The organism is Pseudomonas sp. SJZ103, assembly GCF_007828335.1.
In the GTDB taxonomy this organism is placed as follows: domain Bacteria; phylum Pseudomonadota; class Gammaproteobacteria; order Pseudomonadales; family Pseudomonadaceae; genus Aquipseudomonas.
In genome coordinates, this window is the sequence record NZ_VIUN01000001.1 from 55288 (window position 1) to 79039 (window position 23752).

24 protein-coding genes, 1 tRNA gene and 2 pseudogenes are annotated in these 23752 nt (G+C 55.7%); 12 read left to right on the forward strand and 15 right to left on the reverse strand.

All coding sequences use genetic code 11. The annotated features are described in order from the left end of the window. Positions 1 to 466 precede the first annotated feature (466 nt). The 3 genes from FBY10_RS00250 (at position 467) to FBY10_RS00260 (ending at position 3179) form a co-directional block, all read left to right on the forward strand. Complete coding sequence (locus FBY10_RS00250; protein ID WP_145335584.1) at positions 467 to 1060, forward strand: hypothetical protein; 594 nt, start codon at positions 467 to 469, stop codon at positions 1058 to 1060. A 5-nt stretch (positions 1061 to 1065) separates the two neighbouring features. Beyond that, positions 1066 to 2181, forward strand: a complete 1116-nt coding sequence (locus FBY10_RS00255; RefSeq protein ID WP_145335582.1) for an ImmA/IrrE family metallo-endopeptidase — start codon at positions 1066 to 1068, stop codon at positions 2179 to 2181. Between the two features lie 365 nt (positions 2182 to 2546). Then, a complete protein-coding gene (locus FBY10_RS00260; protein WP_145335580.1) occupies positions 2547 to 3179 on the forward strand; it encodes a hypothetical protein in 633 nt (210 codons plus the stop codon). Positions 3180 to 3772: 593 nt separating this feature from the next. Here the strand turns inward: FBY10_RS00260 and FBY10_RS00265 are convergent. Both FBY10_RS00265 and FBY10_RS00270 read right to left on the reverse strand, forming a co-directional pair. Then, positions 3773 to 4063, reverse strand: a complete 291-nt coding sequence (locus FBY10_RS00265; protein WP_145335578.1) for a hypothetical protein — start codon at positions 4061 to 4063, stop codon at positions 3773 to 3775. A 170-nt stretch (positions 4064 to 4233) separates the two neighbouring features. Further along, positions 4234 to 4449, reverse strand: a complete 216-nt coding sequence (locus tag FBY10_RS00270) for a hypothetical protein (RefSeq protein ID WP_145335576.1) — start codon at positions 4447 to 4449, stop codon at positions 4234 to 4236. 732 nt (positions 4450 to 5181) lie between these two features. On the opposite strand from FBY10_RS00270, the gene FBY10_RS00275 reads away from it, so the two are divergent. After that, positions 5182 to 5730 (forward strand): SMI1/KNR4 family protein, encoded by a 549-nt coding sequence (locus FBY10_RS00275; protein ID WP_256663396.1) that lies wholly within the window; start codon positions 5182 to 5184, stop codon positions 5728 to 5730. Positions 5731 to 5746: 16 nt separating this feature from the next. Here FBY10_RS00275 and FBY10_RS32085 read toward each other — a convergent pair. From FBY10_RS32085 to FBY10_RS00325, 10 genes and pseudogenes are all read right to left on the reverse strand, one after another. Next, positions 5747 to 5836: pseudogene (locus tag FBY10_RS32085) on the reverse strand (IS5/IS1182 family transposase); the annotation flags it as partial. Positions 5837 to 6097: 261 nt separating this feature from the next. Next, positions 6098 to 6733 (reverse strand): hypothetical protein, encoded by a 636-nt coding sequence (locus tag FBY10_RS00285; RefSeq protein ID WP_145335573.1) that lies wholly within the window; start codon positions 6731 to 6733, stop codon positions 6098 to 6100. 71 nt (positions 6734 to 6804) lie between these two features. Continuing rightward, on the reverse strand, positions 6805 to 9711 hold the full coding sequence (locus FBY10_RS00290; RefSeq protein ID WP_145335572.1) for a DUF927 domain-containing protein: 2907 nt from the start codon (positions 9709 to 9711) through the stop codon (positions 6805 to 6807). Further along, positions 9708 to 9989: a DUF3077 domain-containing protein gene (locus FBY10_RS00295; RefSeq protein WP_145335570.1), complete on the reverse strand. Its 282-nt coding sequence runs from the start codon at positions 9987 to 9989 to the stop codon at positions 9708 to 9710. Before FBY10_RS00295 ends, FBY10_RS00290 begins: the two co-directional genes overlap by 4 nt. After that, the gene (locus tag FBY10_RS00300; RefSeq protein WP_092358861.1) at positions 9986 to 10267 is read right to left on the reverse strand and encodes a hypothetical protein; all 282 of its coding nucleotides are present in this window, start codon (positions 10265 to 10267) and stop codon (positions 9986 to 9988) included. The genes FBY10_RS00295 and FBY10_RS00300 overlap by 4 nt, the downstream gene beginning before the upstream one ends. A 530-nt stretch (positions 10268 to 10797) precedes the next feature. Beyond that, complete coding sequence (locus tag FBY10_RS00305; protein ID WP_065941049.1) at positions 10798 to 11103, reverse strand: hypothetical protein; 306 nt, start codon at positions 11101 to 11103, stop codon at positions 10798 to 10800. After that, entirely contained in the window at positions 11100 to 11369 is a 270-nt protein-coding gene (locus tag FBY10_RS00310) for an AlpA family transcriptional regulator (RefSeq protein ID WP_108573852.1), read from the reverse strand. Before FBY10_RS00310 ends, FBY10_RS00305 begins: the two co-directional genes overlap by 4 nt. Before the next feature lie 364 nt (positions 11370 to 11733). Beyond that, complete coding sequence (locus FBY10_RS00315) at positions 11734 to 12408, reverse strand: hypothetical protein (protein ID WP_145335567.1); 675 nt, start codon at positions 12406 to 12408, stop codon at positions 11734 to 11736. 498 nt (positions 12409 to 12906) lie between these two features. Beyond that, entirely contained in the window at positions 12907 to 14148 is a 1242-nt protein-coding gene (locus FBY10_RS00320) for a tyrosine-type recombinase/integrase (protein ID WP_145335565.1), read from the reverse strand. 168 nt (positions 14149 to 14316) lie between these two features. Further along, positions 14317 to 14393, reverse strand: a tRNA-Met gene (locus FBY10_RS00325). A gap of 143 nt (positions 14394 to 14536) precedes the next feature. Here FBY10_RS00325 and FBY10_RS31420 point away from each other — a divergent pair. Beyond that, entirely contained in the window at positions 14537 to 14680 is a 144-nt protein-coding gene (locus FBY10_RS31420) for a hypothetical protein (protein ID WP_178116706.1), read from the forward strand. A gap of 51 nt (positions 14681 to 14731) precedes the next feature. Here FBY10_RS31420 and FBY10_RS00330 read toward each other — a convergent pair whose 3' ends face one another. Further along, entirely contained in the window at positions 14732 to 15283 is a 552-nt protein-coding gene (locus tag FBY10_RS00330) for an RNA polymerase sigma factor (protein WP_131700422.1), read from the reverse strand. A 262-nt stretch (positions 15284 to 15545) separates the two neighbouring features. On the opposite strand from FBY10_RS00330, the gene sctW reads away from it, so the two are divergent. The 7 genes and pseudogenes from sctW to FBY10_RS00365 form a co-directional block, all read left to right on the forward strand. Then, a complete protein-coding gene (sctW, locus tag FBY10_RS00335; RefSeq protein WP_145335563.1) occupies positions 15546 to 16610 on the forward strand; it encodes a type III secretion system gatekeeper subunit SctW in 1065 nt (354 codons plus the stop codon). Continuing rightward, the gene (gene sctV, locus FBY10_RS00340) at positions 16607 to 18700 is read left to right on the forward strand and encodes a type III secretion system export apparatus subunit SctV (protein ID WP_145335561.1); all 2094 of its coding nucleotides are present in this window, start codon (positions 16607 to 16609) and stop codon (positions 18698 to 18700) included. Before sctW ends, sctV begins: the two co-directional genes overlap by 4 nt. A gap of 34 nt (positions 18701 to 18734) precedes the next feature. Beyond that, positions 18735 to 19634, forward strand: a complete 900-nt coding sequence (locus FBY10_RS00345; RefSeq protein WP_131700461.1) for an FHA domain-containing protein — start codon at positions 18735 to 18737, stop codon at positions 19632 to 19634. Next, complete coding sequence (locus FBY10_RS00350; protein ID WP_131700419.1) at positions 19631 to 20989, forward strand: FliI/YscN family ATPase; 1359 nt, start codon at positions 19631 to 19633, stop codon at positions 20987 to 20989. Before FBY10_RS00345 ends, FBY10_RS00350 begins: the two co-directional genes overlap by 4 nt. Continuing rightward, positions 20976 to 21404, forward strand: a complete 429-nt coding sequence (locus FBY10_RS00355) for a YscO family type III secretion system apparatus protein (RefSeq protein WP_131700418.1) — start codon at positions 20976 to 20978, stop codon at positions 21402 to 21404. The genes FBY10_RS00350 and FBY10_RS00355 overlap by 14 nt, the downstream gene beginning before the upstream one ends. After that, a complete protein-coding gene (locus tag FBY10_RS00360; protein ID WP_145335559.1) occupies positions 21401 to 21859 on the forward strand; it encodes a type III secretion system HrpP C-terminal domain-containing protein in 459 nt (152 codons plus the stop codon). Before FBY10_RS00355 ends, FBY10_RS00360 begins: the two co-directional genes overlap by 4 nt. Then, positions 21856 to 22662: pseudogene (locus FBY10_RS00365) on the forward strand (YscQ/HrcQ family type III secretion apparatus protein); the annotation flags it as partial. The gene FBY10_RS00360 and the pseudogene FBY10_RS00365, both read left to right, overlap by 4 nt. Positions 22663 to 22741: 79 nt before the next feature. Here the strand turns inward: FBY10_RS00365 and FBY10_RS00370 are convergent. Together FBY10_RS00370 and FBY10_RS00375 are read right to left on the reverse strand one after the other, a co-directional pair. Then, positions 22742 to 23536 (reverse strand): DNA adenine methylase, encoded by a 795-nt coding sequence (locus FBY10_RS00370; RefSeq protein WP_145335557.1) that lies wholly within the window; start codon positions 23534 to 23536, stop codon positions 22742 to 22744. After that, a complete protein-coding gene (locus FBY10_RS00375; protein WP_371920951.1) occupies positions 23506 to 23700 on the reverse strand; it encodes a Com family DNA-binding transcriptional regulator in 195 nt (64 codons plus the stop codon). Before FBY10_RS00375 ends, FBY10_RS00370 begins: the two co-directional genes overlap by 31 nt. Between the last annotated feature and the right edge of the window lie 52 nt (positions 23701 to 23752).

Sequence of the window (23752 nt, forward strand, 5' to 3'; positions counted from 1 at the left end):
CGGCTGGTTTTGCTGGGCCATTAGGTGGGTTCCAAAAATAAATCTAGACTTTCACACCCCGGATGGCTCCTGGCCTTGGTCGTAAGGAATGGAACACCCACGAGCGCTGGTAATAGCCTAGGTAATCGGCAGGCTTAAAAACACGGCAGTCATGTCGAGACAGGGCTAAAGGGGGAAGGGCGGCGATGATAGTTCGAATGTTTATACTCGCCGCTCCTTGCTAGCTCCTCTGCAGCTCACGGCTCTGGTCCTCCAGGGCTTCACTCAGGGAACTCGGCTCACTGATGGGTGTGCCATTGCAACCATCATTCAGCAATGAAGCAGTGCGCACCGTATAAAGATGTGAGTTGTGGGTGGATTTCAAAAAAAGGCGGTTGCTTCAAGATTGCATTCGATCTTGGTTGACAGAACCCATTTTTTGCCCGATTCTTTGGTTGACAAAAACCGGTTTTTGCCAGGAATCGTTATGACCTTTAAACACCCCTCCTCGTTCTACTCAGAACTGTCCGATGAGCGCCTGGCAAAAATTGCCGAACCTCTACTCGACATTCGCTACAGTACTCTTCAAGAAATGGCATCCCCTTTGGATGACTCGTACACGCAAGAAACTGCTGTATTTGGTCGCTCTCGAAACCTTCTCATCCAGCTATGCACTAGCGGCAAGTACCAATGGCTTAGCCTCGCTAATGCGGGCATGGACGTAACGTTCAGGATCGGTAACGTACCGTGCCGCTTTTTCCGAGATGATCCAGAAAGTCCCGAAAAACCTGGTTTTTTCAAGCGTAATGGTGCTGACGACCTGTTCTCGATCGATGAAAATGCCCCTGTTATGTGGCGCTTTGTAGTCGAAAAGGCGATGACGGAGGAAGACGAGGATCGAGTTTTCTTCATTGGATACAACGCTTTCCAGGAAAAAGTGTCTCAGTGGGCATATGGAGCATCTGGTCCTGTACTGCATACTGTGGACAGCGACACTCCAGCTTCTAAAGAGCTGCGGCCAGCTGAGGTTGGTGTCCGCGAAGATTCCATTGATAAGAGCGATAAAGCTCAAACCGAGTGATATAGATGAATGCCGTTTTCGACGGAGCATCTCTCAGACTAGCCCGCGTTTTTAGCGGGCTAGCTCTTGAAGAGGTAGCAGAAAGGGTAGGCAAAACACGCCAATACCTACACAAGCTTGAAACAGGTCAAGGAACGCCTACAGAACAACTGATGGGCGACCTTGCGGAAGCTTTGGACGTGGAAATTGGTTTTTTCGGATCCCGACCACACAGACTGAATGAGGATCAGTTTCACTTCAGAAAACTGATGACAACCAAGAGCACTATCAAGCAGGTAGCAATAGCTAGAGGCGAGATGATTGACTCTTTGATCAAATTTCTTGATCAAGAGCTGCGTCTCCCTCAAGTGAGTATTCCTAGCCTGCCAAACTCGCACACCTTCGATGAAGTTGAGCGAGCCGCAGAATATTGTCGAAAAGAGTGGGACTTAGGTTTAGGCCCTATAGCGAACATGACCAGGCTCGTGGAAAACTTAGGAGCGGTCGTTACTACGTTCCAGGGCGTTTCCAAGGAAATCGATGCTCTTTCTGTATCAGTTGAACGGCCATTTATTGTTCGTAACACTGCTAAAGAAAGCGCATGCCGGCAGCGCTTTGACATCGCTCATGAGCTAGGTCATCTGGTGATGCACGAAGGGGTGGTAACGGGCGATAGGGTTACCGAGAACCAGGCCAACAGATTCGCAAGTGCCCTGCTTTTACCCCGGTCGATGATGGCAAAGCTTTTTCCTCGGCCAACTGGGACACGGCTTGATTGGAAGGGCATAAAAGAATTCAAACTCACTTGGAAAGTGAGCAAGGCCGGCATCTTATTTAGGGCAAAGCAGCTTGATCTAATCACCGAGAGTCAGTACAAAACCGGGGTGATCACCCTGAGAAAATATGGCGAGACCAATGGGGAGCGAGAGGATCACTTGGTAGCACAAGAGCCACCTGAAATGCTCGCGCGGTCGCTATTCATCTTGGCGGAAAAAAAAGGAATCAACGCCTTGGAGATAGCTAAAGCCTTACACATAAAACCTGCATTTCTCAAAGAATTAGCTGGATTAGAGTCGATAGCCCTTTCGAGTCCACCACAGATCCACCCCGAAGCTGCAAGACACCTGCGCCTAGTCAAGTAAGCTCCGTCACTAAGCCCGGCATCTGCCGGGCTTGTTGTTGGCGCTGAAAATAATCAAACCACACCGCTCCAGTTCAACGACCGAAAAAACCTCAGCGGCCTCATTCTGCGAACCGGAAAACAGTCACGTTCTTTGGTAGAAAGCTCAATCCGCAATGAAAGCTGCGGGTGATTGTCTTCGAAGATTTTTTTGATAAAGAGAATTTTGTCCTCAGCAACAACCCTCGCTCCAGGTTGATCTAAAGCCATTCGTCCTCCAAACGACCTTATTGCTTCTGTCAGCAACATCAGTCAAAGTGCTATCACTTAACTGATGATGCAAGACATATCTAGGTTGATGAGACAGTCAAGGATGAGAGGAATTACATGAGTGAACCTACTCCGTCAAAAAACCACAAGGTTTTTTCAGTCTTTGGTGAAACACTTCGATCCGCTTTAGAAAACGGAAAGAGCAAATCATCAGCTATAAAAACCCCAACAGACCCAGCACCCGAAAATAGAACAGAGGCTGAGTTGGGTGCTTTAGCTCCTCAGTCCAGGACGCTATCAATCCCTAAGCGCTCTTCTCCTAAAGAACTAGTAACCTCGACTCAAGTAAACCGTGCCAGAGTAAAAGTTGAATTACTCTCGAAGCGGGAAAAATCAAAAAAACGAAAAGAAGAAAAAAAAGAAAAAGAAAGCCCCTCTGAAAGAACCACAATTAAAGCACTAGAGAATTATTTAAAAATAGCTCGCGACAAAAACTCCGAGCTGATATCGAGACTGGCAGCACTCCAGCAAAGCCAAGACTTTATAGAGGGCGGGAAAAGGCATTTCGAGATAAGAGAGATTTTGCGCAAAGCAATACTAGAAGCAAAAGAAAAATCTCAAGAAAATGAAAAATTAAAAAATGAGAACTCTAGGCTTCGCAAGATGGTTGAGAACTTAACCTTTAAACTCCACGGAACAACTGGAGATAGCATTTATTATGGTGGGCATTATTCTGAAGCGGACTCTTGATTACAGCATGCTTTTTCCTGGTCTTAGCGTTATAGATTCTACGACCAAACGCCAAGCTCCATTGGCATGTTCAATTCAGGATGGTGTGTTGGCCGCTGGGATGACTGGATCGCCTCCTCAATAATGATGTAGGTGCCTTGCGGCGTTTGTCAGCGGCCAGGTCGACCGCCATAAACAGTGCCTCGACTACAGCGCACTCGACCTCAACGCCATCCACAAATCTCTTCGCACGTATTTGGGCTAGCTCCACGCCATACAAATCTTTGGCCTTCAGTATGCACGCCAGGTGGTGGGCCAGTTGGATATGGATCAAGTCTGGCAGATGAACTCCGTTCAATGAAAACCCTGCGCTTATGTCTGCATCGTTGGCAGTTCACGCAGTAACTCGGCCAGCTCGCGCCAGGGGTAGATGGTAGAGTTGCTGGCCCAGCGGCAGCTGTCTCGGTGGATGAACGGTTGGTCTGCGTCCCGAATGCACTGCCCAACAGCACAGCCGGCGCACAGCAACATATTTGCGTCTAGCACCCATTTGGTGGACCAGGCATTCAAGCTATCGTCCAGTAGGTATCTGGTTGCGTTACGGTCACGCGCACTCATTGTGAGCCGCCACTCAGGCGCTCGGTGGCCAGCTTGTGAGCTTTATCTCGCGCCGCCTTCAAAACATCCGCGTTTTCTTGGTCAATCTGGTCAGCCCAATACAAGGCGTCAACGAATCCGCCTGCACGCCCGTACCGATCGGCCAATGCCTCCCAATTCCCCGCTTGTTCAAGTTCGCCCAGGATTCTATCCCAACCCAGTTTCAGGTCTCGCTTATGCAGGCCCTTAGCGTTGTGAACCGGTGCTGGGCTTTCCCATTCTTGGCTGCCGGCAATACTCTTATCCATGGGGCTGATTCCTTTTCAGGTGAGAGGCAAGAACTGCGTAAAACCAGTCTAGGGACGGGTGGTGTGCAGGTCCAGTTGGGAGTGGTAACCGTAGGCAATAAAAAAGGGGCCACACCCTGGCTCAGTGTCGCCCCGTTTTACAGAAGCGGCGGTATCCGTAATGCTGTTAGTTATGCATTACGAGCGGCTCGCCCTAGCGCTCTCAATGCAGCCAAATGCCCTGAACTTCCACCGCTCGCATCATTGGCATACGCGATCAGGCAATCAATCGCCGCATTGCCACCTGCTTCACCCAGCCCCTCTAGAGCCGCGAGTTGCGCGGCGCTACATCGCGAACTTTCCTTTACTACACGTACCAGGTAATCCACTGCATCGGTATTGCTCATGTGTCTTGCTCCTCTTTTCCTTTTATGGGGATTTGAGTCCCCAGCTGCGAGCTTACGCTACTTCGCCAGGAGATTTTCGCAACAGACTTTTCCTTGCAAGCTCATCTAGATGCACTATCACTTCAGTCATGTTCTTATCCCGATCCCATTCGCCTGGCAAAGGTTCGTCAGCAGGTAACCCAGCATGTGAGCGAAGTCTTTTCACTATGTCCGATGCAAGCAGCCCTAATACCGCATACGCTGTGTTGGTCACCTACTGAGTTCGCTACCCAACCGGAGACGGAACCCCCTATAGCCACTTGAATCTGTAAAAACATCGGGGTTCGAATTACCCCAATCCAAATAACCTCCCAAAGGACCCATGAACAGCGCGGAAAGGTGTTGTTTTGCCTGCTGTCTAGACGCTTGGCGGCAGGCGTGTGGCGACCCTCTGATGCTCGCTGAAGGCGCGCAATGCGATGGGGTGATGGGGGTTAAAAACCGATACCTCTCAAAAAACGGTGTTCCAGGTGTTCCAGGTGTTCCACTAAGGCTGAAAGCCACGAGTTACGGGGCTTGCAGAGTGGAACACCTTTTTATTTGAGCTGGAACACTAGGTGTTCCAGCGGCAAAAGGTGTTCCACGTTGATAGTCTGTTGATTCAGTCCGAGAGCCGCTCCTCAACGGTCGGCAAGGTTGCGTCAGGAGTGATTTGTGTGAGGATAGATGTAGTAGATTCGGTCTGGCATGTGCGTGGCAAACCCCGCTGCTGCCCACGTTGTATACGGCAATACTTTTCGTACAAAACCTAAAGAATATTGGCAGTGGCGTGTAAAAAACAGTGAGGTTGGTATGTCAAGCTTAGAGATGGTAAGGAGTCGATTTGAGTCGTTGAATGGTATTCGCGCAGTGGCCCCGGATTTTATTGAAAAGCTGGAGCATGAGTTGAAAGTATCACTTCCCAGTAGCTTCAAATTGGTGGGGGAGTTTTTTGACGGAAGTGGTATTTATGTTTTACCGCTGCACCAGATCGGTTGGGAATCTCCAACTAATGTTCTTGTTGAAACGAAGCGTTTGAGAAGCAGTGGCCCACTTTCTTCAAATTATCTTGTGTTGGGGGAGCCTGCTGAAGGTCTAATCGTGATGGACTGCAACTCCCAGTTGGGGCAGGTGTTCTGGTGTGATGCGATTGATGTTAACCGCATTGGTAAAGAAGCATTGATGACAGCACCTGAAGTATGGGGTTCCTACTTGGATTTTGTTGAGTATTTGGTGTCGGAGGAAGAGTCTGATCGGCTGTAAGCAGCGCGTAAAGGCGTGTTCGATGTCGACCCATCCTCTGCTCGGGAGAAACCAGATCCTTGATCAATTCCCAAGATGCATCGGAGAGTTCGTAACGCTTTGACATGCGGGCCTCCAGCCAATCATGGCGCGATTCTAACCATACGGACTTTTCGTACAGAACCTCGCTGACGGCGCCGAATGAGACGGGGTGACGGAGGTTAAAAACCAATACCCCTCAAAAAACGGTGTTCCAGGTGTTCCAGGTGTTCCACTAAAGCTGAAAGCCACGTATCTCGTGGCTTTCAGGCCGGAACACCTTTTTATTTTAGTTGGAACACCGGGTGTTCCAACGGAAAAAGGTGTTCCACGTTGATGGTGTGTCGATTCAGTCCAACAGCAGTTCCTCAACCGGCGGTCTCTCTGGGCCTGTCCTAATTGTATGAGGGCCGACGTAGTCAAACCGGTCCTCCCGGTGAGTGGGGGGTAAGGGAATCCGAATGTCCTGCAAAGAGCCTTGCAGACCCATGAGATACGCGACCTGCTGGTATCGTTTGGCTACTGCCACCAACTCATTAGCGCTGCTTCTTATTTGCTCCGCTCGTTTGTACAGGATTGCCCTCAACAGCTCTTTGTGTGAGGTCTCCAATGCTTGGCCGCACTCTTCGAGTCGTTGGTCGATCTCACCCACTTCCTGTTCAAGTTTAGCGATGGCAGCAGTCCGAGCCAGGTGCTTGCCACGGCTTCTGTCCGACTCGCTGAGGATTGATTGCAGCGCTGTATCTGCTTCGGCCTCAGCAGTCGTATCGCCAGCAGCAATGGCCGCACTGTAGGCTTTAAGTGCTTTGTCATGCGCGGATGCTTTGGCTTCCTTGTCCAGAGCGTCCTCAGCGACCAAGGACGCTAATTTGCGGGCTAGTTGTTCCTTGGTCCTTTCCAGTTCTTGGCGCGTTTTTTGGTGAGCTGCGTGTTTGGTTTGAGCCGCTTTGATTTCAGGGGTTGAAAGCGTGTTTCTTTTAAACATGGGGGTATCTCCATTTACATATGGTGCTGCGAAAGGCTTGCCGGAATGGCAGGCCAAAATGGATAACTAATTTATGCGGCCTCGAAGGAGTGCCCGCTGTCATCCGCCATGAGTGCGGACGAGTTAAAAACGTAGGCACGGGCTTTGGGCATGCCCGGCAGCCTTACGGATTGAGCCGCTTTGCCATCGCTGCCGGGCTCTAAAATGGCGCGGCTCAATAGCTCTTTGTTAACGGCGTTCAGGTTCATGCCTTTGAAAACTTCGGAACACCAAGCCTCGGGTAGTACGTAGTAGGTCGTGGTGGTGTGCAGCGCATCACCCAGGCCGTGCTCCAGCGTCTTGCGAAAGCCCAGCCGGTCAATGGTGCGAGGGCCGTGCTCATCGATCTTGGCCGCGGCGGATTCCCAGCGAGTGAAACGGCTCTCCCCAAAACGCTCGATCACTTGGCGAAGCCGCGCCACGATGGCATCACTCTCGAAGTTTCCGGCGCCGCCTCGCTCATTCAGCCAGGCATTGAGACAAACCTTTGCCGCCGTGGTCGCCCCCCCCTCTGGCCAGCCAGTTATCCCCAGGGCGGTGGCCAACTCTCCAGCAGCAGCCGCTAATCCAAAGCGAGTGGCAGCACGTTGGGCCTGTCCGCTCGCTGATTTGGGTAGTGACGTCGAGACAAACCGCTCAATGGTGTGGCGCAAAATGGTCGACCACCCCAGCATCTTTCCGGGCTCACACAGGGCCGATAGGAAGGCGGTTAGCGGGGTGCCGTAGTATTTGGTCACCCGCGCTTTTAGAGCGTCTGAAAGCGCAGCAGCATCCTCAAAACCATTGAGGGCATCGAACATTCCAAGCCCTTTGCTGGCATCGGCAGGTACTGCGAGCATGCGTACTTCCATGCCCGCTTTAAGATCCTTGTTTGCCTCTGCCATGTGCTGCGCTAACGTCTTTTCCCCGGTCGAGAGAAACAACAAACGCCATTCCTGAACGTGACGACCGGCCTGGCCTCGATCATTGGCGCGTGCTTTGCCACTGCCATTACCCAGCATGTAAACCGTTTCGCCAATGATGCGCGGATCACACATGCCGATTTCATCGAGCACCAATAAGCCATCTGAGTGCGCGGCGGCGATGGACTCGAGGGCGTTGTCAGTAGAGCGCCAGGAGCGTACGCAACGTGGGCTACCGTAGACCGATGCGGCCACCTGCAAATGGGTGGTTTTCCCACCGGAGCTATCGCCGTAAAGGTGAAAGCCCCCTGACTCATGCCCGAGCATATGCAGTACTGGCCCTGCGAAAGCGGCACACACAACGAACGTCAGGCGGTGGTTGCCAATGCATAGGGAACCAATATGGCGTTGCCATTGTGCGAGTGTTCCGGCCTGACTGATGGGCGGAAGTTGAGCACCCGCATCATAGAAATGCAGCTGCTCTTTGCTGACGCCAATCTGTTGCTCTGGGAGCAGATAGGCATCGTCATGCCAACCGAGTCGGTTAACCACTCGGGCGCGTTTGTCACTGTCATAGCTTTGCAGGTAGCCCTGCAAATCGTTGCGAGCGTTACGCCCTGACCGACTTCCCGCCAACCGCAAGCCCATATCCACCAGAGGCCCCAACACTTCCTTGCCGAAGTCACCGGCCATGTTGCGAGCGGGGATGTTCCAGCGTTTTTTATCCCCATCGGGATCATCCAGCTCGACCAGTAAGCCCCAGTTATTGCCCTTTTCGTCCCGGGTGCGGGCGAGAATTTCCAGGCGAGAGCAGACTGGCCGAGCTTCACCATCATCGCCGGCATAAAATACGCCTTCGGATGTGAGCCGAAAGCCACCTGGCAGCGTATTGGTTTTGGGTTTCCTAGCGGGTTGTTTACTGTTGGTCTGCTTGGCTTTGGACGGCTTGTCGCGAGGCGTCGTGAGGGGCAGAGAGAAAAGCTCTCCTGTGCGCTCCAGCTCGGCAAAGTGGGCGGGCGTCCAACCCTTTGCCTGTGCATCGGCAGCATCATCGCCGTCGGCCCACACACCGCCCTTGGCAAAGGTCGGTGCCTCTCCATTGAGGCCGGGTCGCTGACTGAACACCGCGAGCGCCAGAACGCGCACAGAGGCCGCTCCCAGCGTGCGCAGGTGCTCGGCCAGCTCATCCATGCACTTGAGCCCTGGCGCATCGTTATCAGGCCACAGCAGCACATCGCGCCCAATCAACGGACTAAAATCAGACTTGCGCCAAGAGTTCGTTCCGTTGAGCCAGCAGGTGGCCACGTACCCGGGCATTAGGTGTGCGGCGGCGTCGGCAGATTTCTCGCCCTCGGTCACCACGACGGGTGCCACGTCGCGTTGCTTGAGGTGGTCGAGATGCAACAGCGGACGCGGTTCCGGCAAACCTTGCCAGCGCCACTGGAGGACACCATTTTTGCCTTTGCACCAGGTCAGAGGTGCAAACACCTTACGCGGATTGCCGCTGTCATCTGGAGGCAGGTCAAAGCGATAGAGCACCATCAACGGCAGGGCGTCGGCGTCTCGATAAATCCAAACCTTTGAGGGCGTTCCATGCTGGCGATGCTTGACCAAAATTTTCGCCATGGCCTCATCAGGAATGGGGCGGATCGCCACCCAATCCGGTGTTTTGCTTGGCGCCGATTTCGCAGCTGTTGAGACGCTATTTGAGTCGTTGGTTACACCCAAAAACTCGGCGAGTTTGTTGCACGCCTCGACCTCTGTTCCACCATCCAGATAACGGACCAAATCAATCAGGTCGCCGCCCTTGTCGCCGGTGGCAAAATCCGCCCAGGTGCCCTTGGCTAAATTCACCTTGAACGATCCGGCGTGCTTGTCGGCGCGAGTTGGATTCGGCGCTGAATATTCCTTGCCGCCGTCTTCGCGTTTCCCGTTGGGTAGCCAGTGAGCCAACACTCGGTCAATAGCCTTAAGGGAGGCGGCTTTCACCTGGGCGAAACTGGGGCGTTTGCCTGTTTTAGCGCGGCGCTCGGTCATTGGTCAGGCCTCGCAAGAAATAGCCCGTCCGTGACGTCATCGATGAGTGCTTTTGCCATCTCGCCGAGGTAATAAGACGCCCAACTTAACCGCTCGCAGTTATCGGTCATGGCGGCGTCGAACGCGAATTGATTGGCGAAAAATTGCAGGTGTGATGCGACCTCTAAAGCCTCATCGATTGATATGCCTGCGTTGACGCGAAACAGCATCCGACCTTCTTTATTCACCTTGGTGAACTGGGTATGGCCCGGTGTTTTGTGTTCGGCTGGCGAGGTCATTGGGCACCTCCATCACGAGGCATTTTGCGAGTGGAATCATGGCCGTGTTCGGCCAGTGTTTTTATGAGAGCCAGTGCGCCGCGTACATCCCAAAGAGTGCCCGCCACTATCGCTGATGGGAGCGGCGGTCTGCCCTCTATGAAGTGTTCCTCAAGCAAGGCCAAGACTGAGTCGGCGCGAATGATGGCGCAGCTGATCGCATCGATTGGTATGCCTGCTTCGACGTCGCCGGAGACGGTCAAAAGCTCTTCTGGCAGAGCGAGGCATTTCGATTTCATTTCACACCCCCTGTGGCTTCCAGGGCGCGTGCTTTTTCCATGTGAGAGTTGTAACGGGCGAGGCGAGAACGGAGGCTGGAGTTTGCATGTAGAGCGGCGCGAGCCATTGCCCGGTGGGCAGCAGCACGGATTTTGGACGGATTGAGGGCGTGCATGGTGGAGCTCCTTCTTAAGTAGAAGCTGCCACGAATCGCCGCTAAACGAATATGGGTGGCAGCTATGCACGGGTTAGCGGACCGGGTAAGAAGGAACCCGGCAGACCCGAAGGTCTCCCGTGCACAGCCGCCATAACGCAGGAGTGCGGGCACAAAAAAAGCGCCTGCAATCGAAATGGTGGCGCCTGTGCGCCTTCTTAAACTCGGGCCGCTAAACCCGGTCGCTGAATTTGCAGCGACGGCCAGAGCATAGCGCTCAGTTTTCCGACGTGCAACCACAAGCGAATCTTGCAGATTTGCTGGGGGCGAAATACATTGATTGGGCATCTAGATTTACCTCCAACGCCCCCGGTTGCAGCCGGGGGCGTTTTCATTTCAAGCATGAAATTCCCAGCGCAGGTTAAGCAGCGGTAGATAACCGCCCTCATTCATCGAGCGAGCATCCTCATAGGCCGCTGCTTTTTGGTCACTGTCGATAGCGACGAGGCTGAACTTCTCGGTGTGCATAGCGAGTACGCCCCAAGTGCCGTCAGGCCAGGTCATGACGACGACAGCCCGGCCCAGGCTTTCGTGCTTATTTCGATACCGGATGAGGCGTTGCATGGTCGCCGGAGATAGGCCGATTTGCCGGAGTAGGGAGAATGGATGTAACGCCGCCTTTTGGGCTACAGACGCTCTCATGCGGCCTCCTTGGCGCGTAGCGCGATGCGTGCTCGCACCCAGCTTTGAACCTCACTCAAAACCCAGGCTACCGGCGCTCCACGGGCGGTGCTTTCGCTGAGTTTGACGGGGAGAGGAAAGCCGCTTTCCGGTTGGCGCATAAGTTTGTAAATCGTGGGCCTTGCCAAGCCCACCATTGCTACGACTTCATTTATTCGAATCAACGTCGTGAGTGGGTCTAGTCTGCAAGGCGTTGCAACAACGTGGCTGTCTTGAGCTTTGGTCATTTGCCTGCCCTCACATCGTCGAGCTCCAATTGCTCAAGCGCCAAGACATCACGCCTTCTCATTTCGAGCCAGGCCAACACTTTTTTGCGGCTATAAAGTGGACGACCCTCAACCCTAGTAAAGGGAATCCAGTGTTCGCGATGTCGCCACTCTGCGAGGGTACGACCAGGTATACGGAGGGCATATGCCAATTGGCCCGCCGAGAGAAGGTCGTCAGAAGCACTTGTTAAGTGCGAAGGGGGGAGCTCGGTTTTGGTAGTTACGGTAATTGAAACATGTGCGACACGGGTGTTCATGGCTGACTCCTGTTGTCTCTGTGATCAACAAGAGCGAATCTATTTACTCAATGGGAAATGTGCTTAGCTCACTTCTTCTTTTTTTTCTTCCGAGTCAGGACGCGGCCAGCGACCAAGATGTTGTAGACCTGTTTTGCGCCAAGCCCGGCGCCGAAACCATACTTGACCATCCAGGGCGCAACACCATGCTCCGTTCCGGTTGAATTTTTTCTCTCTTCGCCTTTTTTGCAGATGGCCGCGTCCCGATCTGCATGCACGTATTTTCTGACCTCGGCAGATTTAAGAGTGCCTTTTCGCGATCTGGCATAGCGATCCGCAGTCACCGCGCCGCGACTAACTGCCACCCTTTCCTCTTCGGTGAGGTCCGGGTTCAGATATGCGATTGCGATAGTCATGTAGTTCCGAGCGTCACCCATGTAAATGGCGGCGGATTCTCTAGCTTCAATCTCTAAATGGGGGCAGCTCTGCCGATGATCGTTGACCGCTTCCAGGTAAATATGTGGCCATCTCATCAACTGTCGAGCGGCATGCACCGGATCTCTCCTGCGTACATCGTCTTCAATCCGGTTAATCCATTCCCAAAGGATTTGGATTGATCGACAAGCGCGATCTATCGCGAGGGCGGCCACAAGCTGGGTGTCGGAAAAGCCCTTAGTATCGACACCGAGGCGGCTATCCCTTATAGCTTTCGCCAATCCATGGCTGGGATAGCTGTTGAAGCTCTGTCGGATGTTGAAAGCCATGTAGCTCACTCTAGAGGCAACCAGGCTCGCAACTGGATGCCAGCCTTGATCACTGACGTAAAATTCTTTCCAGAGATACCGCCCCTCATCGATCAGATCAAAAGCATCTGCGAAGCGCTCCGCGAACTCTGGATACAGAGCGCACTCCGTAAGTCGACTTGGAAGGTCGTCAGGATCTATCTCCAACGGATGCCCAAGAAGCTCCCTATAAGGCACTGATCACCCCCGCACCCCTCAGATAACTTGATGACCGCGTGATACACAAATCCCTCAAGAACCGCAGTGCGAGCGGCCTACAGCCGGGTATGGAGGGTGTGAGGTGTTCCATTTTTGGCGCTTTATGGGTGGAACACCTTTTTTGTGTGGAACACCAGGTGTTCCAGCTAAAACAAAAAGGTGTTCCACGTCTGGAGGCCACGTAATACGTGGCTTTCAGCGTTTGCGGAACACCTGGAACACCTGGAACACCGTTTTTTGAGGGGGTACGGAAACGCATCATTATTCGACCCTGCCAAAATGCCCTTCGATCACGTTACCTTTCTCCAGTCGATCAAGGTAATCGGCATACCACTGCATCATGGTTGTACGTGGCCCCAGGTACTGGGCCTTGTTGTAAATTCCGCGCACACCTGGTGCCTTGTGGCTGAGTTGAGCCTCGATGTGGTCAGCATCAAATCGGTGTTCATTTAGGGCGGTGCTAGCGATGTGCCGAAACCCATGGCCTGTCTGTTGACCTTCATACCCGAGACGGCGTAGAGCCATAAGAAATACCGTGTCGCTTCGAGGTTTGGTGCGGTCGCTTCTGCCAGGAAAGAGTAATGGGTAAGCGCCGGTCAGGACGTGCAGCTCTTTGAGGGCTTCAACGGCCTGACGGCTAAGTGGTACTAAGTGCTCGAGGCCTTTCTTACGGCCTTTGCGTTCCACTGGGATTGTCCAAAGTTTTTTATCAAGGTCGAACTCGTCCCAGCACGCTTCACGTAGTTCACTGGGGCGAACAGCGAGGAGTGTCAGCAAGCGCAAGCCCAGTTGCACATCTTTGGCGTGAGGGTAGGAGCGAATGGCGCGGAGGAGGGCGGGTAGTTCCTCAATGCTGACGTGGGCATAGTTTTCGGGCTTACCTGCCGAAAGGAATTTATGCACGCCATCAAGTGGGTTGTTTATCGCTCGGCCGGTTACCCGAGCCAGGTCATAGATGTCTTTGCAGTAGGCTCTGACTCGGCTCATCTGCTCAAGGATGCCTTGTCGTTCCATTCCGCGTAGCAGTTCCATCCACTCCATCGACAGAATGCCTGTGTATGGGCGATTGCCGAAGGTGGGGAACACATGGCGCTCCAACGCACCTAAGACCCGTTTGGCGGTACCGGTATCCCAGGAGTTGAGCCGCGAGCTATGCCACTCCCGTGCGAGTGGCTCGAACGTATTGTTATTTGCCGCTAGCTCAGCAGCTAGGCGAGCCTGTTTAGTCGCCATTGGGTTCTTGCCGTCGGCTGCGTCACTGCGCAGTACGGAAGCCTTCTGCCTTGCAAATGCGCCACTGACCTCTGGATAACCCCCGAGACCTAACCAGCTCCATTTACCAGCTGGCGTTTTGTAGCGCAGTTGCCAGGACTTTTGACCGTCGGGTTTTACGCGGAAGTACAGACCGTTGCCGTCCTGTTCCCGGTATTCCTTGGTGTCGGGCTCCAGGCTTGCCAGGACGGTGTCAGACAAGGGACGGCGCTTGATTTCAGAACGCTTCATGGGCATGTATCCCCTGAGTTCTATTTTTTACCAAGGATACACAGGGGGATACACGGTGGGAAGGTATAGGGGTAGACAGAGGTGAACAGCCAGAAACAAGAAAGCCCGCACTAGGCGGGCTTCTTGGGGTTGTTTATAGACTGCTGTAGACATCTATAAACAGGTACTTGGTGGCTACACAGGGACTTGAACCCCGGACCCCAGCATTATGAATGCTATGCTCTAACCAACTGAGCTATGTAGCCAAGTGGCGCGCATTATTCGCGTAGAACGGGAATGCGTCAAGCATTTATTTTGAGTTTTTATCTACGCTTTCAATTGTTTATCGGAAACGCGCGACTTGGGCGACGAGTGGTTGCTGATTCGCGTCTGCTGTGAAGTGACCCCCATGACGTCAAGCAATTCCTCGACTGCCGGGCAAACCAGCTCGTTGACCCTGCTGGCAGTTGGGCTGATGTTCGGTCGTGGCGGGATCAGTGCGGCGCTGTCAGGACTATTGGTGATCTTTCTGGCACGCACGAAAAAGGTCTGATTCGGTTGGGCAGATATCCCTGTCGCCCAACGCTTGGCCAGTCAGCCGGATTTACGATTGAAACGGGTTCTGGGTGGTGCGCTTGAGCTGTTCGCGTGCTCGCGACAGTCGTGAGCGAACGGTGCCGATAGGGATGTCCAATACGTCGGCTGTGTCCTGGTAGCTGCCGTCGGTTTCCAGCGAGGCGTACATCGTCCTGCGCATTTCCGCCGGCAGGTGGTCAATGGCGCTCAGGGTGTTCTCAAGGCGGCGGTTGATCTCAAATTCCCAATCCAGGTTGTTGTTTTCTTCCTGTCCATGCCACAACGACTCATCAAATTCGCAATGCACGGGTTTGGCATACATGCGCCTGAAGTGGTTGCGAATCAGGTTCTGTGCGATGCCGCACATCCAGGTGCTGAGCGAGGCGTTGCCGCAGAAACGCTCGCGGTTGCGCCAGGCTTCCAGGTACGTCAGTTGCAGAAGATCATCCGCATCTTCCGGGTTGAGTACGCGTTTGTGAATGAAGCGCCTGAGCTTTTTCTGCTGGTCGTCTGTCAGGTGATGCATGAATTGAGGCGAGCTGCCAACGAGGTGAGCTAAAGCTTCAATGGGGAGATTCATGTTTTTTTTCCTTAGGGTAGACGCAGTCGAGCGGGTGTCGACAGGTCCCTTTAGCACTCCCTGTGCCAATCGGAAAAAAATCGTAACTTTATGATTTATATATATAAATATTCTGAATAAAAGGTTTTTTTTGCAATGATTTGCACGGAGCGCTGAAGGCTTTTGCAAGTTTTATCAAATTCGTATTGAGAGAGGATTTCGATGGAACTGCATGGGGAGACATTGCCACACAGGGAAACACTCTTCCTGTACTGGCGTGTCCATGAAAGTCGAATCCAACAACGATGTGCAAACAATCCGCCCCCTGGATCAGGCGGCTATCAGCCATGCCTCAGTGCCCGCACCCGCGAAGGGCATCGATGAGCTTGCACATCTGTTCGGCCAGGAGGTGGAGCTCAACAGCCGAGCGCTGAGCGAGCGGAAGATGACGGTGCGCGTGCCCCCAGCCGCGCAGCTTGCGCAACTTTATGACCAGTTGGGCCATCCGGCCAAGAAGAAGCTGCCTTTCCTTTTAGCACTCTTCAGACAGCAATTGCAGGACAAACCTACTCTCGAAAAATTGCTGAAGCTTGCGGACGGGGACCCGGCGCGCGCGTTCGTGGTGCTCAAGCATATGGTGACCGAGGCAGGCAGCGAGGTCCGTCAGTCCGAGGCTACGTTGGCGCGCGATGCCATTGCCAAGCTTGAAGCCCGTTTCAAAGGGGAGATCCAGGCAGGCCTGAACATCGCCTTGGCATTGCAGTCTGCCGGGCTCGACCCTCAGGAGCGCCAGGCACTGCGTGTGCTCTACTACAGCAGTGTGGTCACGCGCCAGTCCCTGTCGACGATGATGCAGGCTTTGCTGGGTGTATACGGTGGTGAGCAGTTCCACGTCGGGCTCAAGGTGATGTGTGAGGCTTTGGCGGATGACATTGCGGCCAAGGTGTCGTCAATGCCCACGCCCCTGTTGCGCACTTTGCTGCTGGGCCTGCGGGACTGCGGGCAGTTGAGCTCCGTGTTGGCCGGGTGCAATGCGTTGATCGGGCGCTTGGGCATCGAACATGACGCGGTAGGCTTGTTGCAGCGTCTGTTGGCTTACGCCGGCAGCGGCATTGAGGCTGCTGAGGTCCTGCGACTGGCGAATGATCTGGGAGGGAGCTCATCCCTCCGGCAAGTGGTAGCCCTCCAGACGCTATACCCGTTGCTCCAGCAGTTGCCCTTGGCCTTGTGGTCTGACAGTCATGTACGACGGGATACCTTGGCTCGGCTTGTGGTGGTGGTGGATGAACTGGACCGGCATTTGCGCGGGCCTACACGATTTGCCGCTGAGCCGAGGACCATGACGTGACCGCTCTGTCGGCCATCAACCGTGTATTGCTCAAAGTGGCACAGCGCGCCGAAGTGTTGGGCGCGGTGGTGGTCATGGCCATCGTATTCATCTTTATTGTGCCGCTGCCCACCTGGCTGGTGGACATTTTGATCGCCCTGAATATCTGCATTTCGTGCCTGTTGATCGTGCTTGCGCTTTACCTGCCGGGCCCCCTGGCGTTTTCGTCGTTTCCGTCGATCCTGTTGTTGACCACCATGTTTCGACTGGCCCTGTCGATTGCAACCACGCGTCTGATCCTGCTGGAGCAGGATGCCGGCGACATCGTCGAGGCCTTTGGTAATTTCGTGGTGGGGGGCAACCTGGCAGTGGGGATGGTGATTTTCCTGATCCTGACCCTGGTTAACTTCCTGGTGATTACCAAGGGCTCGGAACGGGTTGCCGAGGTCGCGGCGCGGTTCAGCCTGGACGCGATGCCGGGTAAGCAGATGTCCATCGACAGTGACTTGCGTGCTGGCCTGATTGACGGCACACAAGCGCGGGACAAGCGCGAGCAATTGTCCCGTGAGAGCCAGTTGTTCGGCGCGATGGATGGGGCCATGAAGTTCGTCAAGGGCGACGCTATCGCGGGGTTGATCATCGTCGTGGTCAACCTGTTGGGCGGCTTCTCTACGGGCATGTTCCAGCACGGCTTGAGCGCTGCTGATTCAATGGCGTTGTATTCGGTGCTGACGATCGGCGATGGCCTGATTGCACAAATTCCGGCGCTGCTGATCTCCCTGACCGCCGGCATGATCATCACCCGCGTGGCGCCGGAGGGGCGCAAAGGTATCAGTAACATGGGCGCCGAAATTGCCCGGCAAATGACCAGCGAGCCCAAGAGCTGGATAATCGCTTCGGTGGGCATGCTCGCGTTTGCGATAGTGCCCGGTATGCCGACCGGGGTATTTATCCTTATTTCGCTGATAACCGGCACCCTGGGGTATTACCTGATGCGCCAGCGTCAGCGACAAGCAGAGCCTGCGGCCGCAGCCGCCGAAGCCGTGCGTCCCGAAGAGAACGGAAAAGAGGACTTGCGCGGGTTCGATCCGTCGCGCCCTTACCTGTTGCTGTTCCCCCCGGTTTTGCGTGGGGCGCCTGAGGTGGCGGAGCTTATTCATGGGATTCGCCAGTCCCGAAATGCACTGGTTGCCAATATTGGCCTGACCCTGCCGCCATTCGAAGTCGAACTCGATGACTCGCTGGCCGCCGACGAAATGCGTTTCTGTGTGCATGAAGTGCCGATGGTCAAGGCCTCGGTTGTCAACTATCTGGCCGTCGAGCGTAACGCCTTGACGGTCGAGCCTGAGCATGGAATACCCGGGCTGGCTGAGCGTGATGAACAGGACTGGGTCTGGCTGGCACCGGATGATCCACTGCTCGATGACCCGCAATTGGAACGCTTTACTGCGACCAGTCTGATTATCGAACGCATGAAGCAGGCCATGATGCTCAGTGGACCGCAGTTCCTGGGGATCCAGGAGAGCAAGTCGATCCTCAGCTGGCTGGAGCACAACCAGCCGGAGTTGGTGCAGGAACTGCAGCGAATCATGCCGCTATCGCGGTTTTCATCAGTGCTGCAACGTCTGGCCAGCGAAGGTGTACCGCTGCGGGCCGTACGGTTGATTGTCGAATCGCTGATCGAGTATGGCCAGCATGAGCGTGAGCCGGAAGCATTGGCCGACTACGCGCGTATTGCGCTCAAGGCGCAGATTTTTCACCAGTACAGCGAGGCCGACGGCCTGCATGCCTGGCTGCTTTCACCGCACTCTGAAAACATCCTGCGCGAGGCATTGCGCCAGACCCAGACCGGGGTTTTTTTCGCGCTGGACGACGACCATAGCGCTGTGTTGATCACCCTGCTCAGCCAGGCCTTTACCTTAAGGGCCAAGAGCAAGAGTGTGCTGTTGGTGGCGCAGGACCTGCGTAGTCCTTTGCGTACCTTGCTGCTGGAAGAGTTCAACCATGTCCCGGTGCTCTCATTCGCCGAGTTGGGGAGCACCTCCAAGGTCAAAGTGCGGGGGCGCATTGACCTTGGCCAGGACGAGCTGATGCGTGGTGCGGTGGCATGAGTATTTGGCCATGGCCAGCGTGGAGGTCTCGCTGATGTTTGAGTTAAGGGTGCTTGACGGGCTGCGTCAGGGCGCTGCGTTGCCGTTGTTTGGGGAGCAGTGGAGCATTGGCGCTCACGCGGACGCTGACCTGATGCTGAACGACCCGGGCGTCGTCGAGCAGCATGCGCGCCTGCGGTTTATCGACGCCAACTGGTTGGTGCAGGCCGAAGCCGGGCTGTTGCGAGACCCCGAAGGCCAGGTACTGGCGCAGATCGCCAAACTGGAACTGAATGTGCCGTTTTCAGTGGGAGGGGTGCGCCTGTGCGTCACCTTGGCCGAGCAGCCCTGGCCCCAACCCACAGCCCCTGCGACGGTAGCGCCGCTACCGGCCAATGAGCCTGCGCAAGGGATGAAGTTATCGTCAATCTCGCACTCGCAGCAAAAGCGCCTGATCAGCCTGGTGTTGGTGGTGACGGTAATTATCGTGGCAGTGGGCATGGTCTCCACAGGGGAGCGTGAGGCACAGGCTTCGCTGATGCAGCCCGTGGTTCAGAAGCAGGAATTGGCCTCGTCTTTTGAAGTACGCCAGCAGCTGTTGAAGATGCTCAGCGAGCGTGAGTTGAGTCAGCGGGTCATCTTGCAAGTGATCAATGGCCAGGTGGCGCTCAGCGGAGATGTTTCTCAGGACGACGTGGAGCTGGTAGCGCGCATGCTCAGCCGTTTTGGTGAGCAATTCGACAGCTCGGTGCCGGTGATCAGCCGTGTGCGTGTGCGTGATAGCACGCTGCCATTCAGGATTGTGCAGATCGTCGGCGGGCCGAACGGTCACGTGGTCCTGGAGGAGGGCGGCCGACTGTTTGTGGGCGACGAAGTGGAAGGGTTGCGATTGGTGCTGATCGACAACAGCAAGGTGGTCTTCGACGGCGCGCAGCGTTACGAGGTGCGCTGGTGAGTGCAGATCTGCAAGCGCGTCTTGAAGCCTGGCAGCAGCGCCAGTCCCAGTCATTGAGCAGCTTTGCGCCGGTGACGATGCGTGGCCGAATCCAGCGCGTCAACGGCATGCTGCTGCAGTGCCGGCTACCCCAGGCGCGTATCGGTGACTTGTGCCAGGTGGAAAAAAGTCCGGGCGACTATATGCTCGCCGAGATCATCGGCTTCGATCAGCAGGATGCGGTGCTCAGTGCCTTGGGTAATTTGGAAGGCGTGCGGGTAGGGGCTGGAGTGGAGCGCCTTGGGGTATCCCATCGAGTCCAGGTCAGCGAGGCCCTGTTGGGCCAGGTGCTGGATGGTTTCGGACGGCCGATTACGGGGCAGGGCGTGAGTGCGTTTGTCGAGGCTGACTTACCGGATACCAGTGCGGTGTTGTGTGAAGCGCCGTTGCCCACCGAGCGGCCGAGGATTAACCGTGCACTGGCCACCGGAGTGCGCTCGATCGATGGCCTGATGACGATTGGCGAGGGCCAGCGTGTAGGCCTGTTCGCCGGGGCCGGTTGTGGCAAGACCACCTTGCTGGCCGAGATCGCGCGTAACGTCGAGTGCGATGTCATCGTATTCGGGCTGATCGGCGAGCGGGGGCGGGAGCTGCGTGAATTTCTTGACCATGAGCTCGATGACCAGTTGCGTGCCAAGGCGGTACTGGTGTGCGCCACCTCCGATCGTTCCAGCATGGAGCGCGCGCGGGCCGCGTTCACGGCCACGGCATTGGCCGAAGGGTTTCGGCGCAAGGGGCAACGGGTATTGCTGCTGATTGACTCCTTGACCCGTTTCGCCCGGGCCCAGCGTGAAATCGGCCTGGCTGCCGGCGAACCCCTGGGGCGCGGAGGTTTGCCTCCCTCGGTATACAGCCTGCTGCCACGGCTGGTGGAGCGTGCCGGGTTGACGCGTGACGGTGTGATCACCGCGATCTATACGGTGCTGATTGAGCAGGACTCCATGAACGATCCGGTGGCCGATGAAGTTCGCTCGCTGCTCGATGGGCATATCGTGTTGTCCCGCAAGCTTGCCGAGCGTGGGCACTACCCGGCGGTGGATGTGTTGGCAAGCCTTTCACGGATCTTGAGCAACGTCGCAGAGCCGGAGGACATCCAGGCGGGTACGGCATTGCGACGGTTGTTGTCGGCGTACCAACAGATCGAGCTGATGCTCAAGCTGGGGGAGTATCAACCTGGCAGCGATGCCCTGACCGATTTGGCGGTGGACAGCCGTCAGGCGGTCGACGGGTTCCTGCGCCAGGACTTGCGCGAGCCTACGCCGATGTTGACGACGCTGGAGCTGCTTAAGGATCTGACCGCCCATGTCCCATTCTGATGTGCTTCTCGGCGAAGTCGAGACGCTGCGGCGCCTGCGCAGGCATAGGGCTGACCGCGCCGAGCGCGCCCTGCGTGAGGCCAAGCGTGCCCAGCAGGCCCTGCTCGCACATATCCAGCAGGCTAAGAATGCGCTTGAGCAGACTCGGCAGGAGGAGGCTCGGCAAAGTGCTGAATTGCTCAGTCAGCATCAGGGTCAGGTGCTGAGCCTGAAGGCCTTGAAATCGTGGGGCGCACAGGAGCGAACATTATCTGCCGGTACCCGGCGGGACCAAGGCCAACTGGCGCAATTACAAGGCCAGCAGGACGAAAAGGAAAGCCGCGTCGGGAGTGCTCAGAGGCACGTCACCGAGTGTCTGCGGCAGGTGGAGAAACTTCAGGAGTTATCCCTACTTCTGGCTCAGGAGCCGACATGACCCAGGTTTCAAATAAACCCCTTGAGCGGCCACGTCCGCGTGAGGTGCGCGAGGAGCGGGAGCCGGGCGCTAAGGGCGTAGTGCCTTGGGACCAAGTGCGACTGTTCACTCAACTGTTTGCCGATAACGATGAAGGCACTGGATCGGGAGCTTCCTTATCGGGAATCAAGGCGTCGGCCGGTGCCTCCATGGTCGAGGCCCTCACCGAACAATTGGCCCCTCGTATACAGGCCGGTTCCCAATGGCCGCTGCAGGCGGTGTTGTACTTGCCTCGGCTGGGGCGGATCAACGCCAGCGTTCGCCGTGAGCAGAGTGCCTGGAGCATCGAGCTGGAAGCGGAACATGACGCCACGGCACGTTGGCTCAGCGGCGTGCGGCAACAGTGTGAGGACCGGTTCTCGGCAGTGCTGGGGTTGCCGGTCAACCTGCTTGTGCCTAGTACCGGCTGCGCATGAGAGTGCCGCACTTGAGCTTTCCCTTGATCAAGAGCAACACGGTTGCCGCACGCCGTCGGCTGGGGCGCGGCTTGTGCCTGGCGTTTCAGGTCGCCGGCGAGGACGGCGAGCTGCGACTGGAACCTGGACGGGCCCCAGCAGGGGCCGAGGCGTTCTGCTTCGAAACCGTGTGTGGTGTCCTGGCGCTCGCGGAAGCGGGGCCGTTGCTCAGCCTGCTGGGCGAATGCCCGGTGACATTGGCCCCGTCCGGCAACGATCCGGAGTCCTGGTTCTGGGCTTTGTTCCAGCATCACCTGAGCCCGCAGGTGAGTGCGTTATTGGGGTATATGCGATTGCTGGAGACCGATCGGCCCAAGGGGTTTGGTTGTCGGCTCAGCGTAACCTTGGGGGCGTCGCGGGTCGTGGGCTATCTGTGGCTGGCCCCTGAAACTTTCCTGGCGTTGTGTGACGCCGGGCCGTGGCGCACCGCTGCCGGGCCGATGCCGACGCGGTTCCAATTGGCTATTGCCGTGACCCTTGGGCGTTTGCAGTTACCGATTGCACAGGCTCGTAGCCTGCGTACCGGTGATGTGCTGGTGCTTGAGCAGACCTTTTTTCAAGCCCAGGGCAGCGGCTACATACAGGTTGGAAAGCAGCGGCTACATGGCTGCATTGACGATGCCACTGGTCTTTTGTGCCTGACCCTTACTTCTATCGAGGACACGTCCATGGACGAAGAGTTTGCAGCGCCCCATTATTCGGAATATGAGGCGGGGGAGCCCGTGGAGGATGTGTTTGGCCATGAGCCGTTCGATGAGTTGAGCTGATGCCGAGCGCGAAAAACTCGCGCTCTAATCTGAGATAAACAACTTCAGATTTTTTTGCACCTGTTGCAACAGAATATCAAAACAGACCGGCAGGTTCGGCCTGAATGTCCCAGCTGAAGATCAAGACCTCCCTCGCGTCACTCCCCTTGCCACCACCGACCGTGTATTTGATGTCGGTGGTTTCCATGTGAAAGCCTGCAAACACCCTGCGGATATCTGGGTGGTCGTTTAGGCTGATGATCGCTTTGCCCCTGAGTTCGCCCAGGAGCTTGGCCATGGCTTCGTATTGCTCCAGCCCGAACGGGACACCATATCCCTCCGTCTGCCAGTACGGTGGGTCACAGTAGAACAATGTGTGTTCACGATCGTACTTCTTCATCACCTCTTGCCAGCCCAAGTGCTCTATATAAGTGCTGCTCAGCCGCAGGTGGGCGGCGGACAAGGCTTCCTCCAGACGTAGCAGGTTGAGCCCTGGTGGTGTCGTGGTAGCCGTTCCGTATGTCTGGCCATCGACGCGCCCCCCGAAGGCGGACTGCTGCAGGTAATAGAACCTGGCAGCCCGCTGGATATCGGTTAGGGTCTCTGGCCTGGTCATCTGCAACCACTTGAAGACCTGGCGGCTCGACAAGGCCCATTTGAACTGCCTGACAAACTCTTCCAAGTGATTTTGCACCACTCGATAGAGGTTGATCAGGTCACCGTTGACGTCGTTCAGCACCTCCACCTCTGCCGGTACAGGCCGGAGGAAGAACAATGCGGCGCCGCCTGCGAACGGTTCAACGTAGCAACTGTGTGCCGGAAACAGCGGGAAGATGCGGTCGGCGAGACGGCGTTTGCCGCCTATCCAGGGGATGATCGGTTGCGCAGACATGTTGCCTCCTGAAGGCTTGGGGCGCTCAACGGCGGTGTCAGGAGGCTCTCGGCCTTCAAGTGGTTGAGTGTCCGGCAACGCGGGCACTTGATCTGTAATTCTGTGAATCCGCACACGGCGGCGAGCTTTCGGCCGCAATGGCCACAACGTATTTCTTGCATCATCTGCAAAACCTTTGCGCTTCTGGTAGGCTCCCCGTCGCTCACGTGAGCGGGA